This is a genomic window from Bowmanella yangjiangensis (assembly GCF_017255015.1).
GTDB classification, from domain to species: domain Bacteria; phylum Pseudomonadota; class Gammaproteobacteria; order Enterobacterales; family Alteromonadaceae; genus Bowmanella; species Bowmanella yangjiangensis.
In genome coordinates, this window is the sequence record NZ_JAFKCS010000744.1 from 1 (window position 1) to 360 (window position 360).

General features: G+C 68.9%; 1 protein-coding gene. It reads right to left on the reverse strand.

Annotated features, from left to right (window positions below; translation table 11 throughout):
• Positions 1–360: alginate O-acetyltransferase AlgX-related protein (locus J0A65_RS26510; protein WP_416135338.1), on the reverse strand; the 360-nt coding region annotated here is incomplete at both ends.

The window sequence follows — 360 nt, forward strand, 5'->3', positions numbered from 1 at the left end:
CGCCGGCGGCCTGGGTGATGTAGGGCGTGTTGCCGCGCAGCTGGGGGAACTGTCGGGCCAGGGTCTGCGCCGCCAGCTCGGCCCCCTTCGGGCTCCAGTGGGTGTCGTTGCGCAGGAACAGCGGCTCGGCGGCGGCGACGTCCTGGTACGCGCTGCGCAGGTCGACCGTGTCGATACCGCGCTCGGCCAGGCGCTGGCTGAACTGCTGGTAGAGGCTGCTGATTCGCTCGGCCGGCGCGTAGCTCGAGTGCTCGGCGTAGGTGTCGAGCTTCATCGGCACCGGCAGCATGATCAGCTGCTTGCCCTGCTGAGCCAGTTGCGCGTGGACCTTGTCGATCAGCGCCAGTTGCTTGTCCAGGT